Source organism: Streptomyces sp. NBC_01314 (assembly GCF_041435215.1).
GTDB lineage: Bacteria > Actinomycetota > Actinomycetes > Streptomycetales > Streptomycetaceae > Streptomyces.
The window spans coordinates 9484470-9498944 of the sequence record NZ_CP108394.1; the positions used below are offsets into that span (position 1 = coordinate 9484470).

Here is a 14475-nt window from a genome sequence, read left to right on the forward strand (position 1 = left end):
GCCGTCGGGGCCGGCGCCGGATTGCCTGGCCTCGGCGTTCCGGTTGGGCCGGCTGAGCCGGACTGGTCGTCATGGCCGTGGCTGTCGGCCGAAGAGGCCGTCGCGGTCGCCGAACCGCCGAAAGAGCGTGCCCTTTCCCACGCCGGCCGCTTCGGCGACCTCCCGCATGGTCACCTGCTCGGGTCCCCGCTCGACGGCCGGCAGCGCCGCCGCCTCCAGCAACCGGGCACGGTTGCGGGCGGCATCCGATCTCTCGGCGGTGACGCCGACCGCTGCGTTGTCCGCCGTCCCGGCCACGCTGATCACGACGGAGGCGCCGCGCCTGCCGACCGTAGGGCCGGCGGCGCCTCCTTCATGCAGCCACTGGACGTCGGCGTAGCTGACGAACCGATCGGGATGCGCCCGCGTTGAGACGATGGCCCGGACATCGGGGTCGCCATCGACCCGGTCCATCAGCTCGTACAGCTTTTCGGCTATGTCACCCTCAAATCAGGGGTGTACGGGTTCAGAAGGCGGCCGGGGCGGCGGTCGAGAGGTCGGCAGCCGGGCCGTCGGCCTTGGACTGGCGGGGCATCAGGAACGCGAGTGCCGCGGCCAGGGCGACCGCACCGGCTCCGACCCACAGAGCAGGGATCAGACCGTCGACGAATCGCGTAGCGGACTCGTAGCCGCCCTGGGCGGAGAATACGGCGGCCAGGGTGGCGACGCCGATGGCGCCGCCGACCTCACGGATGGCGTTGTTGGCACCGGAGGCGATGCCTTCTTCCTCGGGGCGGACGGTGCTCATGACGAGGTTCGCGGACGGGGCGAAGAACATTCCCATGCCGACTCCGCAGACGATCAGGGCCGGCAGCAGGGAGGTGTACGACACGTCAGGTTCGACAGCCAGTGCCCAGAGCCCCAGGCCCACGGCGTTGAGGGCCATCCCCACCGCGACGACCGGTTGGCCGCCGATGCGGTCGGAGATCGCGCCTGCGATCGGCCCGGCGATCATGGGCATGGCGGTCCAGGGCAGCATGCGCACGCCTGCTTCCATCGGCGAGTAGCCGCCGACGGTCTGCAGGTACTGGCTGAGGAGGAAGATCGACCCGAACATGCCGAGGAGCATCAGCAGGCTGGCCGCGTTGATGGCGCTGAAGGAGCGGTGGCGGAAGAGGCGCATCGGCAGCATCGGGTGCTCGACGCGCTGTTCCCACAGGACGAAGCCGACGAGCAGGGCAGTGCCCGCGATGAAACCGCCCAGCACCGGGGCGCTGGTCCAGCCGTCGACGTTGCCGCGGATCAGGGCGTAGACGATGCCGAACAGACCGCCGCTGGCCAGGACCGTGCCGACGAGGTCGAGGCTCGGGGCGGGGCCGTGGCTCTCCTTGAGCCGCAGCAGGGCGAGCGGCATCAGGATCAGCCCGAGCGGGACGTTCACCCAGAAGATCCACTGCCAGGAGATGTGCTCGGTGAGCGTGCCGCCGATCAGAGGTCCGGTGGCGACGGCGACGCCGCTGGCCGCGCCCCAGACACCGAAGGCCGCGCCGCGTCGCTCGGGCGGAACGGCGGCCGAGAGCAGGGTGAGTGTCAGGGGCGTCACGATCGCGGCTCCGACACCCTGCGCGGCGCGGGCGGCGATGAGTTCGTTCATCCCCGGTGCGAGCGCGGCCGCGGCGGAGGCGGCGGTGAAGATGCCGAGCCCGAGGACGAACAGCCGTCGCCGCCCGAACCGGTCACCCAGCGAGGCGCCGAACATCAGCAGGACCGCGAAGGTGAGGGTGTAGGCGCTCACCGTCCATTCGAGGTCCTCAAGTGCGCCGCCGAGGTCCTCACGGATCGAGGGCAGGGCGGTGGTGACGATCAGGTTGTCGAGCGCGGTGATGAATCCCGCCGCGCTGGTGATGACCACGGCCCAGAAGGCGGAGCCGCTCCGGGCGGGCTGCTGGTGTTGCTGCTGTGACATGACATTCCTATGTCAGACGGAACGAGTGACAGGCCAACAGAGGGCATGGCCGTCGCCATGTCGTCCCTCCTGCGGTGGGGCGCGCGCAGTGATCACGCCCGACGCTACGGGCGGAGGGCCGGAAGCGGATCCGTCACCGCATCTGTCATGGGTTGCTGAATGCCGGGTATGGCACGGCGGTCGCGGACACCGGTCATCGCGCGCCGACGCCGCGCGCATCGACTTCGAGAACGAGCTGCGTTTGCCGCGCTGAGCTCACGGTGCCCCATGAGCGGCTTGTTGGCAGTTCTTACCCGTCGCGCGCCGGGGCCGTGCACGCCCATGACGCGCCGGCCTGGCTGCGCGAGTTCCCGGCGCTGCGGGTCCCGCACGGTGTGGCTGCAAAACCATCACCGCACTGTGGCCGAGGCCGGGCGGGAGGTGACACGGCTGGAGAGCGAGGACCCTCCCGACGAGCAGACTCCGGCCGGGTCTTCCGCACGAACACGGACGCACCCTGCGGTCCACAGCAGGGCCTTTGGTGGCCCGGCTACAAGGTCCAAGCGGTGTACGTGGAAGACCTCGCGGTGAACGGTCTCGGCATGACCCGGCCGGCCAAGTCGGTGCCCGACGCCGGATGGTCCGCGTTCGTGACGATGCTGGAGTACGAGGCGGCCCGGTACGGGCGCACCTTCGCCCGCGTGCCGCGGTTCTTCCCTTCCTCGCAACTCTGCTCGGCGTGCGGTGTGAAGGACGGCCCGATGCCCCTCGCCGTCCGCGAGTGGACGTGCGCCAACTGCAAAAACGTCCACGACCGCGACATCAACGCCGCACTCAACATCAGGACCGAAGGACGCAAGAACGTCGCCGGAGGACGTGCGGAGACGCAAAACGCCTGCCGAGGGTGAGCAAGACCCTCCGCGCAAGTGGAGGGCATCGCCCGATGAAACAGGAACCCGACTCAAGGCGAGCCGCTGTCAGCGGACGCCAGGGAGGGAATCTCCCCCTTCAGGGGGAGAGGACGTCAACGTGCGAGGAACTCGAGAGCCGTCTCCACGAACTGCCGGTGGAACTGGAAGATGCCGCCATGGCCGGCGTCGGGATAGACCACCAGCTCGCTGTTCGGCAGTCGCTGGGCCAGGTCGTACGAGTTCTTCGTCGGCACCATCCTGTCGTGCTCGCCATTGGCGACGAGTACGGGCTGCTGGATGACCGAGAGATCGTGGGGCTTCTCCAGGCCCCAGCGGTGAATGGCCTTGAGCTGGTTGCTGTACGCGATGAGGGACATCGCCTTGTCCCGGTCGGCGGTGCGCTCCTTCAAACGGGCCACGAACTCCTTGCCGGCCCGACGCCCGCCCGCGGTGCGGGTGAAGAAGAGGAACTGCTTCACGTCCTGGAAGGTGAGCAGGGATCGGACGGTGTCGAGATGGGACAGCACCGTCACGTTCTTGATGCCCTCGCCGCCCGCGGGGCCGGTGCCGCTGAGGATCAGCTTGCGGACGAGCTGCGGGTCGGTCTGCACGATCACCTGGGCGATCATGCCGCCCATCGAGAAGCCGTGGATGTCGACGTGCTCCAGTCCGAGCGCCCGGATGAAGGTGACGGCGTCCTTCGCCATCTCCTGGATGGTGCGCGGCGTCGAACCGGTGGAGGCGCCGACACCTCTGTTGTCGAAGGTGATGACGTGGTGCTTTGCGGCGATGCCGTCGACGACCCGGGGGTCCCAGTTGTCGAGGACTCCGTAGAGATGGTTGAGGAAGACCACCGGGACGCCGGACCGGGGGCCGAGCTCGCGGTAGGCGAAGGTCACTCCGCCGGCGGTGATGGTGCGGGTCGGCGCGTTCTCGTACGACGTCACGGCGTCGCCTCGTACTTCCTGTGAGTCGTTCACGGTCGTGCCCTTCGGGGTGAGGGTTTCTGCGAGGGCGCCGTCCCCTCCTCTTGGAGTGCGGCGTCCCCTCGACTATTAAAGTATGGCCGTAATTCTATGAACCCGCAAGCCCGCCGACCGAACGAGATGCAGATCCCGACCGAAGGACGAGAACCGATACCCCGCACGCAGAAAGTGCCTTCCGTCTGGACCGACAGAACCTCTCGACAAGGTTCATCGTCCAAGCTCAGAAGGCACTTTCAGGTTTTTCGCCCCGCGTCCGGCCTCGTCCCGACCGAAACGCCGAGGCTAGGGACGGACCTCCTCGCGCACCAGGCCGGCCACGTGGTCGGTGATGGTGTCGAGGATGTCCGTCCAGGTCGTGTCGTCGCCGAGTACCAGGAAGTTCAGGGTGAGGCCGTCCGTCATGGCGGCCAGGTAGCGGGCCAGCACGGGGACGGGCACCGTCAGTTCGAACCCCATGGACAGCCGCAGCTGCGCGATCAGGTCGGCGTAGGTGTCGCAGTACATCTCGTACTGCCGCCGCGCCAGATGCTCGAACCCGGGCTCCCGCAGGGCGTACTGGGTCAGCTCGTAGGTGAGCATGTGCTCGCCCGGGTGGGCGGACACATGGTCCCAGTACGCCTGGAAACCGGCCCGGACGGTCTCCCTGAGCGTCTCCCGGGGCCGGATCGCGTCCCGCACCAGCGTCACGTAGTGCCCGGTGATGGTGGTGATGACGGACTCGATCAGCTCCTGCTTCGACTCGAAGCAGTAGTGGAAGACGCTCAGTGACACGCCCGCCTCGGTGGCGATGGACCGGGTCGTCGTCCTGGGGACGCCGTCCCGGGTCATCGCGCGGATCGCGGCCTCGGTGAGCTGTCTGCGTCGCTCGGCCGACGGCAAGCGTGCCATGTGGATACCTTCCCCCGTCGTGTGCGGTCAGCCGCTGAAGACGCCGACCTCGTAGAGGGAGTAGCCCCAGTCCGTACCGCGGTCGGTCCCCAGCATCCGAACATATCTGGCCGTCACACCGGAGAACGTGGCCGTGTCCAGACCGCCGTCACCCGAGGTCGTGGACCACACGGTCTTCCAGGTCGAGCCGTCGGTGGAGACGTCGATCTGGTAGGCCTTGCCGTAGGCCCGCTCCCAGTCCAGCGTGACCTTCTTGATCACGCGTGAGGAGCCGAGGTCCAGCTTCAGCCACTGGCTGTCGCTCCAGTCGCTCGCCCAGCGGGTGCCGCTGTCGCCGTCCACCGCCCGGCCGGGCTGGTAGCTGGTGACGGGGTTCGACTCGGACGAACTGGCCGTCGCCGTCACACCCTTGGCGAGGTTCACGCCCGCCTGGTGGCTTTCGGAGGAGCCCCAGGTGTCGAGGTAGGACTCGGCGCCCTTGAAGAGGTCGTCCACGACGCCCTGGCCGCCGACGAGCCGGATGTCCTCGATCCAGTCCGGGATCATGCCGACATGGGCGGCACCGTCGGTGTTGTAGTTGAAGGTGCGCGTACCGGTGGTCTGCTTGTCGATGGTGGAGCCGCCGTCGACGCTCTTGAAGGGGTACGTCACCGGGTTGGAGGTGGCGGCGCCGCGCGGGGCGGGGTGGTCGCCGATGCCGTTGAAGTCGGTGCCGTAGCCGTAGCCCACGTTGTACTTGGTCCGCAGCGCGTCGGTGCGCTTGGCCTCCGTGCTGAACTCCTCGGAGCCGTGCATGTACTGGGCGACGAAACCGCCGAGGGAGTAGACCCGCTCGGTCCAGTTCAGGTCCATCCAGCTGTGCGAGGACAGGACGCCCGGGTAGGACGCGGCCTCGAACATGTCCAGGGCCTGGCCGGTGGCCTTGACACTCATGTGGTCGATCTCGAGCATCATCTTGCGCTTCATCATGCCCTGCACGGCGTACTCACCGAGATCGGTGAGCCCCCGGACGTTGCACTGCGCGTTCTCGTCGTAATCCGGCACCTCGGTGCCCGCCGGCAGGTCCGCTTCGGCCTCCGTGGACGCCTCACCGATCGGGTTGTCCTTCTGCGGGCCCTTGCACTTCTCCGTCTGCCAGAAGGTGCCGGTCGACAGGAACTGGCCGACGTTGATGGCCGTACCGAGGCCGTGCTCGTCGAAGCGGACGCCGCACAGCGCGTTGTCGAACTTGTGGCACAGGAACATGCTGCGCACGCCCAGGCCGTACAGCTCGTCGAGCCCCTTGTCGATGTCCGCCTTGCTGCACTGCGCGATGTCGAGGATCTGCTTGCAGCCGAACGGCTCGGACGTCTCCACGCCCAGCACCACGGCGAGCTTGCCCTGCGCGATGACGGTACGGGCCTGCGCGCTGTCGGTGACGATCCGGAACCAGCCCTTGCCGGTGCCGCCGTACTGCGCGTCGATGTAGTCCTGAAGGGCGTACGACAGCTTCGCCTGCAGCCGGATCGAGGTCATCTCGTCGCAGCTGCGGTCCTTGAACGGGTAGATCGAGCAGATCATCCCGTTGGTGACCAGGTCGTTGACCAGCACCCGCTGACCGCCGCGCCAGGCGCGCTCGATCCAGGCGTAGTAGTTGGCCTGGTGCGTCATCGAGTCGTACGCCGGCCAGTCCTTGAACGTCGGGTAGCCGACCGGGTCGTGCTTGCCGTCACCGCCGTGGGTGATGTAGTCGAACAGTGCGAGGCTGCCGTCCGGGTAGTGCTCCGGACAGTCCTTCAGCGCGTCGGCGATGCCCGACGTCGAGAACACCTTGCCGCAGATGAGCCGGCCGCCGAACGCCTCGTTGGAGAACAGGTGGTTGTGCGCGTCGACGAACCCGCGCACGTCGCCGCCCGAGGTGGTGCCCTTGAACGGCTCGCCCGTCACGTTGATCTGGGAGTCGGGCGACGGCCGCGAGGTGGGCAGCCACCAGTCGCCCGCGGCGGCCGCACTGGACGACGGGCTCAGCAGCATGCCCATCGTGGTGAGAAACAGCGCCAGCACCATGAGGGGTCTGCGCCTGAGTTGGGCGCGGGCAGTCCTGGTCATCACTCACGTCCTCGGTCGGGGGATGCACGGTCGATCGGCCAGACCGTTCCGGGACGCGTTGAACACCCACGACGCCATAGTCCGATTGTCATGGCTGGCACAAGCGATGTGACGAGAATCGCTACTGTGGTGATCCGAGTCAATAGTCCGGGACGGTTGACCTGATGCCACTCATGGACGTAGGGCGGGAAAACGCTTCGTCACATTCTCGTGAACGTACGAATGTTGCCCCGGCCGTCTCCTTCACCGACCGGGGCGTACGTTCACGACAGCGTGCGTACCGACTGGCGGATGACCAGCTGCGTGCTCAGCACCACGTGGTCGTCGCCGCCGAGGCCTTCCTCGCGGTCCAGCGCCAACCGGACCGCCGTGCGCCCCAGATCCTCGTACGGCACCCGCACCGTGGTCAGCGCGGGGGAGAGGTCGGCGGCGAACGGGACGTCGTCGAAGCCGACCAGGGAGATGTCGCCCGGGACGTCGAGACCGGCCTCGCGCAGCGCGGCCAGCGCCCCCGTGGCGACCACGTCGGTGCCCGCGAAGACCGCCGTGAACCCCAGGCCGGCCGCCAGCGCCTCGCGGGTGCGTTGATAGCCCGAGACGCGGGTGTACGGGCCGGGCAGCTCCAGCGCCTCGACGTGCGCCACCCCGTGCGCGCGCAGCGCGTGCAGGAAGCCGTCCCGGCGCTGGTCGGCGGTGCTGAGCCCCGGAACCCCGCCCAGGAAGAGAACACGCCGGTGCCCGGCGCTCAGTAGATGGTCGGCGGCCTGGAAGGCGCCGCCCCGGTTGTCGTACTGCACCACCGTCACCGGCAGATCACCGGGCAGCGGTGGGCGGCCCACCAGCACCAGCCGGGAGCCGGCGGCGTCCAGCGCCGTCGCGTACTCGGCCATCCGGCGCCGGTACGCCTCGTCCTGCTGGGCCCCGCCGACGAGGAGGACCGCGGCCGCGTGCTGCTCGCGCATCAGCTGGACCAGGTCGTCCTCGCGGGCCGCGTCGTCGTGCGTGGCGCACACCAGGCTCAGCCGGCCCCGGTCGGCGGCCGCCTGCTCCACCCCCGCCGCGACATGGGCGAGAGAGGGGCCGGTGATGTCCTTGATGACCAGGGCGACGGGGCCCGCGACCCGGCCGGAGAGCGCCTTGGCGTGCACGTTCACCACGTAGTGCAGCGACTCGACCGCCGCCATGACCCGGGCCCTGGTCTCCGTGGACACCGGGTAGTTGCCGGCGAGCGTGCGGGAAACGGTTGCTACGGACACCCCGGCCTGTGCGGCGACGTCCCGAATCGTGCTGGGCCGCTCGCCGCCCGAGGCGCTGCTCCGCCGACGCCTGGCCCCGCTGGGTTCGGGGCTGCTCCGGCGAGCGTTTTCATTGACCGTCACGGTTCGACGTTACTGCATGGGAGGGGGGTCGCGGGCTGCGGTGCCGCGAACCGAGACCCTGGATGACGGTAAGCGTTTACTGTCGTTGGCCCACTGCCGCGCTCCCCGCCGCGCTTCGCCGCATCGCTGCTCCTTCGCCGCTGCTCGGCCGCCGCGACGGATCAGGAGAACGAGTCGCCCGCCGGGACCGTGGCGGTCGCGGCGGTGCCGGTGCCCTCGGGGCCGACGGCGGGCCCGGGTACGGCCGGGAGTGGGGACGGGGCGCGGCGGCGGCCGGCCAGGCGGCAGCCGAGGCAGTCGACATGGCCGCCGCGGGCGGAACGGTCGCGTACCCGGGGGCTCCACTGGTCCCTGGGGCGCGGGCCCGGCGGCTTGCCCCAGCCGGCGAGGTGCAGGGCCCAGGTGACCAGGAGGGCCAGCACCGAGATGGTGATGCCCAGGGCGAACCCCGGGGTCCAGCCGCAGACGGCCAGACCGAGCGCGGCCGACCCCAGGGTGCCGATGGCGGTGCCGGTCCAGCCGGCGACGGTGTGGCCGTCGTCGTGAAGACTCACGTGTCTGCTCCCCTCGCGTGCCGTGCCGCACCACGGCACGCCGCGGCCACGCCCACGGCGCCGGACTATGATGTCTTAGTAAGTAAGGAATCTAGCCTGCCTCGGAGGCGACTTCAATGGAGGCCGAACGGCGCCCCACTGTCCCGGACGCGATCAGTGCCATGGACGGCCTGATCGCGACGATGATCGTCGGCCAGCAGGAGTTCGCCCGGAACCTCGGGCTGAGCGTCACGGATCTCGTCTGCTTCGCGTACGTCATGGAGGCCGGGGACTCGCCGGTCACCGCCGGTGATCTGGCCGTGCGCGCGCATGTCACCACGGGGGCGGTGACCGGCATCCTCAACCGTCTGGAGCGCGGCGGGTTCGTGACCCGGCAGCCGGACCCCGCCGATCGTCGCCGCGTCCGCGTGGTCGCGGTCCCGGACGTCGTCGAGCGGGTGGTGGCCGTCTACGGCCCGTTCTACGCCCGCCTCGCCGAACTCTTCGCCCAGTACTCGGCCGACGAACTGGCCCTGCTCACGGACTGGTTCACGCGCGCGGGGGAGCTGGCGCGCGGATATCTGGACGAGTCCCGTTAGCGCGGCTGCCAGGACGACTCCCACGGGGGCGGGCCCTCCGGAGACGGCGGTACGCCGGCGGGCGCACCCCCGGCGGTACGACCTCGCGGTCGCCCCCTCGGGCCCCGACCGCGGCCCCCTCAGGACAGTGGTGCCGTCGAGCCCCTGATCACCACCTTGCAGGGGAGGGTGTCGATCCCGGTGGACGGGGTGCCGGCGATCGCTGCGAAGAGGGCGTGGGCGGCCACTCGGCCGACCTGTTCGAGGTTCATGTCGACGCTGGTCAGGGGTGGTCGGGAACCGGCGGTCATGATCTGCCAGTTGTCGAAGCCCATGACGGCGATGTCCTCGGGGACGCGGTGGCCGCGCTCGCGGAGGACGTCCATGACGCCCCGGGCGATCTGGTCGCTGCCACAGAGGACGGCGTCGATGTCGGGGTGGCGGTCGAGGAGCATCACGGTGGCGGCCCGCCCCCAGCCCTCCGACCAGGCCCCGAACCGTGGTTCGCCGATCAGGGCGAGGCCGGCGTCGGCGAGCGCGGCCCGCGCCCCCGCGGCCCGGTCCTGCGCGGCGTGGTAGCCGGGGTCGCCGGTGATGTGGGCGATCCGGGTGCGGCCGCAGGCGAGGAGATGGTCCACGGCGATCCGGCCGGCGCCGACGCTGTCCGGGACGACGGAGAAGTCCTCCGGGTCGTCGGAGGGGGCGTAGGCGTAGACGACCGGGACGGGCAGTTCGCGGCCCAGGGAGGGCCGGGGGTCGGTGCGGCTGCCGACCACGATGAGGCCGTCGACGCGCCGGCCCAGCAGGGCGCGCAGATGGTGTTGTTCGCGGATCGCGTCGCCGCGCGCGTCGCACAGGAAGACCGCGACCTCGCCCGCGCCGAAGGCGTCCTCGGCGCCCATCAGGATCGGTATGCCGAATCTGCCCTCCAGGTCGCTGGTGAGCAGGCCGACGGTGCCGGTGCGCCCGGCGAGCAGGCCGCGGGCCACCTGGTTGGGGCGGAACGACAGCCGCTCGGCGGCCTCGACGACCCGCTGCCTGGTCTCCGCCCGGACCTGGCTGCGGCCGTTGAGGGCCTTGGAGGCCGTGGCGATCGACACGCCCGCCAACCGTGCGACGTCGCCGAGCGTGGCGGGCTGCGAACGAGAGGGGCCGGTGGCCTGTGCCATGGGTGATCTCCTGTTCTCGCCACGCGTGCCGACCTCGCCGAGGATGACACGCCGCACACGGAAGCGTACGGGAAACGTTTCGGTCAGGATGCTGCCATGGGTTTCTGTGAGCCATCGACAACCGCTCGCTGCAAGGGGATTGACGAGTATTCGGGCGCGGCCTAGCGTCTCAGAAAGCCTTTTCGGTTCATTTCGTTTCCGCCTCTCGTTCCGCCACTCGTCCGGCATCCGTTCGCCACGTGCCCGCCATTCGTCCGGCATCCGTTCGTCCGTCATCCACCACTCGGTTCAGTGCCACCACAGCCATCGTCCCGACCGGCGGGTCCCGCACGGCCCGTCGCGAAACAAGGGGGATCGAACATGGGGAGCACGGTCGGACCACGTGGTCGCGCGAGCCGCCTCGTCACCAACGCCGTCGCACTGCTCGCCGCCGCGACCTTGGTCACGGCCTGCGGGGCGGGGGGCGGCGGCTCGGACGGCGACGGAGGGGGCGGGCCGGCGAAGGCCGGGGGCGTCGACGACGGCGCCACGCTGACGATGTGGACGCGGGCGGCGACCAAGCCGCAGAGCGAGGCCCTGGTCAAGGCGTACAACGCGAGCCACAAGAACAAGGTCGAGCTGACCGTCGTCCCCACCGACGACTACCAGGCCAAGGTCGGTGCCGCAGCCGGGTCCCGGGATCTGCCCGACCTGTTCGCCTCCGACGTGGTCTTCGTCCCGAACTACACCTCCAGCGGTCTCTTCGCCGACCTCACCGAACGCGTCGACGCCCTGCCCTTCGCCGAGAAACTGGCACAGTCGCACATCAAGGCAGGCACGTACGAGGACAAGAAGTACGTGGTGCCGCACACCCTCGATCTCTCGGTGCTCTTCTACAACAAGGACCTCTACCGGGAGGCGAAGCTCGACCCCGAGAAGCCGCCCACGACCCTGAAGGAGTGGGACGAGCAGGCGCGCGCGGTGGACGCCCTCGGCGGAGACGTCAACGGGACCTTCTTCGGCGGCAACTGCGGTGGGTGCGGCGTCTTCACGTGGTGGCCGTCCATCTGGGCCGGAGGCGAGGATGTGCTGAACGAGGACGGCACCGAGGCGTTGCTCGCCTCCGACACCGCCAAGAAGGTCTACGACACCTACCGGGGCTGGGTGGACGACGACATCGTGGCGCCCGGCGCGAAGGACGAGACGGGCACGACCTGGACCGGGATCTTCCCGAAGGGCAAGGTCGGGGTCATGCCTATGCCGTCGACCACGCTCGGGCTGATGCCCAAGAACCTGGACCTCGGGGTGGCCCCCATCCCCGGGCCCGACGGCGGCAGGTCCACGTTTATCGGCGGTGACGCCATCGGTATCGCCGCGACCAGCGAGAAGACCGACCAGGCCTGGAACTTCCTCGCCTGGAGCCTCGGCGACGAGGCACAGGTCGACGTCGTGGCCGCGCACAAGGACGTCGTGGCCCGCACCGATCTGGCCTCCAACAAGCACTCCGACGCCGATCCCCGACTCGTCGCCATCAACGAACTCGTCTCCGACGGGCAGACCCCGTACGCGCTGAACTTCGGCCAGACCTTCAACGACCCCAACGGCCCCTGGCTGACCCTGATGCGCGACGCCGTCTTCGGCGACGGGGCGGCCGTGGACAAGGACAACGAGGCGGTCAGCGCGTCACTGTCCGACTGACACAGGCGCCATGACCGGGCGACGTATCCGGCGCCACCCCGCCCGGTCCCCGTGGCCTGTCAGCAGAGGAGAGGCATGCGGTTGAACCCTCCCCCGGTCGAGGCAGGGGGATTCCTGGCTCACGTCGCCCACGCACCAGTGGCCCGACAGGTCTCGCACGATCAACACCGGCCGGGCTGGAACCAGCCCGGTTCGGCACGGCACAGCTTGGAGGTGCAGGTGCCGGCTCGGCTCCCGCTCAGCACGGTGTGCGCGCTCGGTTCTCGCAACGCACGGACTGCAGCCCGCCCGATCCGGTGGACGGTCGTTCGCCCCGAGGGCGAAACCCCGTTCCCGGCCCTGCTCCGCATAAGTCCGATCCTGACTGAGGGCCGGGACATCAGCAGGGCCCTCCGGCGCTCGGCCGGCGTCGTGTCGCGCCAGGCCGGGAACGCGGCCTCGGCGGCGGCCATCGCCGGAGGAAGCCGGTGAAGGTGGCCGAGTCCGTGCCGACCGCGCACCGGCCCCGGCCGGACCTCCGGGGCCGTCCGCCGCGCGCGTCGACGCCCCGCCGGCGGTCCCGCAAGGCCCAGGGGCTCGCCTACGCGGCCCCCACGGCCGTGTTCGTCGCCGTGTTCTTCCTGCTGCCCCTCCTGCTCGTCGGCCAGATGTCCCTCAGCGACTGGCCACTGCTCCTCGGGGACCGGGGCGTCAACGCCCCGGAGAACTACACCGACATCACCGACGCGCCGCTGTTCTGGCCCGCCGTCCGCTTCACCCTCCTCTACACCGGGGTCGTCACCGTCGTACTGCTGGGCCTCGCGCTTCTCCTCGCCCTGCTCGTCCAGGAGTCCCGCCCGGGAGCCGGCTTCTTCCGCACGGTCTACTTCCTGCCCGGCGCCCTCGGCCTGGCCTCCGCGTCCCTGCTCTTCTGGGGGCTCTACAGCCCGAACACCGGCCCGCTCAGCGACATCCTGCAAGGGCTCGGCCTCGTCGACGAGGAGGTGTCCTTCCTCGGCACACCGACGGCCGCCCTGCTGTCGACGGTCTTCCTCATCGTCTGGAAGTTCGCCGGTTTCTACATGCTGATCCTGCTCGTGGGCCTGCAACGTATCCCGCACGAGGTCTACGAGGCGGCACGGATGGACGGCGCGAGCCGCGCCCAGATCTTCCGCTCCATCACGCTGCCCCTGCTGCGCCCGTCCCTCGCCCTGACCCTGCTGCTGTGCGTCACCGGATCGCTGCTCGCCTTCGACCAGTTCTTCATCCTCACCAAGGGCGGCCCCGACAACAGCACGGTCACCGTCGTCCAGTTGATCTACCGAGAGGCCTTCCAACGGCTGGACCTCGGCACCGCGGCGGCCCTGTCGATCATCGTGCTGGCCGTGCTGCTCCTGCTCAACGCCCTTCAGTTCCGCGGCCTGCGCCGCGCCGACGAGTCATGAGAGGGGAGCCGAACGTGCTTGCCCGCACCCTCGGCCGTACGCCGTACTACGTCGTCGCCGGAGGTCTGGCCGTCATCTTCCTCTTCCCGCTGCTGTGGAACACCTGGGCGTCGGTCAGCCCTCAGCCCGGCACCGCCCAGGACTCGGGCCACGGCCTCGGCAACTACCGGACGCTGCTGGAGTACGACGCCGGTCTGTGGCGGTACCTGTGGAACAGCACGGTCGTCTCGGCGTTGACCGTGGCCCTGACCCTCGGCGTCTCCCTGCTCGGCGGCTACGCCTTCGCCCGCTTCGACTTCCCCGGCAAGAACCTGCTGTTCCTGCTGACCCTGGCCATCCTCATGGTCCCGTACGCCACCCTCCTCATCCCGCTCTACGTGCTGCTCGGCAGGCTGCACCTGCAGAACTCGCTGGTCGGGCTGAGTCTCGTCCTGGCCATGTTCCAGCTGCCGTTCGCCACCTTCATGATGCGGATCTCCTTCGAGGCGGTGCCGCGCGAACTGGAGGAGTCGGCGCTCGTCGACGGCTGCGGCACGGCGGGCGCGCTGCGCCGGGTGCTCCTCCCGGCGGTTCGGCCGGGGCTGATCACCGTGGGACTGTTCGCGTTCCTCGCCGCGTGGAACGACTTCATCGCGCCCCTGATCCTCATCTCCGACAGCGAGAAGGCGCCCCTGCCGCTGGCCGTCGCCAATCTGCGGCAGCAGAGCATGGGCGCCGTCGACTACGGCGCGACCGAGGCGGGCGTGGTGGTCCTCGCCGTGCCCTGCCTGCTCCTCTTCCTGCTGCTGCAACGGCACTACATCCGGGGCTTCATGTCCGGCGCGCTCAAGGGCTGACGCGTTCACGCGCACGCCGCCGGCCCATCCGCGCGACACGCCGACGTGGACCGCCCACCGACGACCGAAGGGACGAACCGAA

At 69.7% G+C, this 14475-nt stretch carries 11 protein-coding genes and 2 pseudogenes; 5 read left to right on the plus strand and 8 right to left on the minus strand.

The window, feature by feature from the left end:
- Positions 1-93: 93 nt before the first annotated feature.
- Both OG622_RS41870 and OG622_RS41875 read right to left on the minus strand, forming a co-directional pair.
- Positions 94-297: pseudogene (locus OG622_RS41870) on the minus strand (helix-turn-helix domain-containing protein); the annotation flags it as partial.
- A gap of 208 nt (positions 298-505) precedes the next feature.
- Positions 506-1945 carry a DHA2 family efflux MFS transporter permease subunit gene (locus OG622_RS41875; protein WP_371581997.1) on the minus strand — a complete coding sequence of 480 codons (1440 nt, stop codon included), beginning with the start codon at positions 1943-1945 and terminating at the stop codon, positions 506-508.
- A gap of 539 nt (positions 1946-2484) precedes the next feature.
- Here OG622_RS41875 and OG622_RS41880 point away from each other — a divergent pair.
- Positions 2485-2832 (plus strand): annotated as a pseudogene (locus tag OG622_RS41880) (zinc ribbon domain-containing protein); the annotation flags it as partial.
- 116 nt (positions 2833-2948) lie between these two features.
- Here the strand turns inward: OG622_RS41880 and OG622_RS41885 are convergent.
- The 5 genes from OG622_RS41885 to OG622_RS41905 all read right to left on the minus strand — a co-directional run bounded on the left by OG622_RS41885 (position 2949) and on the right by OG622_RS41905 (position 8730).
- On the minus strand, positions 2949-3815 hold the full coding sequence (locus OG622_RS41885) for an alpha/beta fold hydrolase (protein ID WP_371581999.1): 867 nt from the start codon (positions 3813-3815) through the stop codon (positions 2949-2951).
- A gap of 288 nt (positions 3816-4103) precedes the next feature.
- Positions 4104-4709 (minus strand): TetR/AcrR family transcriptional regulator, encoded by a 606-nt coding sequence (locus tag OG622_RS41890; protein ID WP_371582000.1) that lies wholly within the window; start codon positions 4707-4709, stop codon positions 4104-4106.
- Positions 4710-4736: 27 nt separating this feature from the next.
- The gene (locus tag OG622_RS41895) at positions 4737-6755 is read right to left on the minus strand and encodes a discoidin domain-containing protein (protein WP_371584387.1); all 2019 of its coding nucleotides are present in this window, start codon (positions 6753-6755) and stop codon (positions 4737-4739) included.
- 305 nt (positions 6756-7060) lie between these two features.
- Positions 7061-8176: a LacI family DNA-binding transcriptional regulator gene (locus OG622_RS41900; protein WP_371582001.1), complete on the minus strand. Its 1116-nt coding sequence runs from the start codon at positions 8174-8176 to the stop codon at positions 7061-7063.
- Between the two features lie 161 nt (positions 8177-8337).
- Positions 8338-8730: an HGxxPAAW family protein gene (locus OG622_RS41905; protein ID WP_371582003.1), complete on the minus strand. Its 393-nt coding sequence runs from the start codon at positions 8728-8730 to the stop codon at positions 8338-8340.
- Between the two features lie 116 nt (positions 8731-8846).
- Between OG622_RS41905 and OG622_RS41910 the strand changes: the two genes are divergently transcribed.
- Positions 8847-9308 carry a MarR family winged helix-turn-helix transcriptional regulator gene (locus OG622_RS41910; protein ID WP_371582005.1) on the plus strand — a complete coding sequence of 154 codons (462 nt, stop codon included), beginning with the start codon at positions 8847-8849 and terminating at the stop codon, positions 9306-9308.
- A 119-nt stretch (positions 9309-9427) separates the two neighbouring features.
- On the opposite strand, the gene OG622_RS41915 is transcribed toward OG622_RS41910, so the two are convergent.
- Positions 9428-10456 carry a LacI family DNA-binding transcriptional regulator gene (locus OG622_RS41915; RefSeq protein WP_371582006.1) on the minus strand — a complete coding sequence of 343 codons (1029 nt, stop codon included), beginning with the start codon at positions 10454-10456 and terminating at the stop codon, positions 9428-9430.
- A gap of 360 nt (positions 10457-10816) precedes the next feature.
- Between OG622_RS41915 and OG622_RS41920 the strand changes: the two genes are divergently transcribed.
- The 3 genes from OG622_RS41920 (at position 10817) to OG622_RS41930 (ending at position 14393) form a co-directional block, all read left to right on the plus strand.
- A complete protein-coding gene (locus tag OG622_RS41920; protein WP_371582008.1) occupies positions 10817-12133 on the plus strand; it encodes a sugar ABC transporter substrate-binding protein in 1317 nt (438 codons plus the stop codon).
- Between the two features lie 473 nt (positions 12134-12606).
- Positions 12607-13557 (plus strand): carbohydrate ABC transporter permease, encoded by a 951-nt coding sequence (locus OG622_RS41925; protein WP_371582010.1) that lies wholly within the window; start codon positions 12607-12609, stop codon positions 13555-13557.
- A 14-nt stretch (positions 13558-13571) separates the two neighbouring features.
- Positions 13572-14393 (plus strand): carbohydrate ABC transporter permease, encoded by an 822-nt coding sequence (locus tag OG622_RS41930; protein WP_371582012.1) that lies wholly within the window; start codon positions 13572-13574, stop codon positions 14391-14393.
- The last annotated feature ends 82 nt before the right edge of the window (positions 14394-14475 follow it).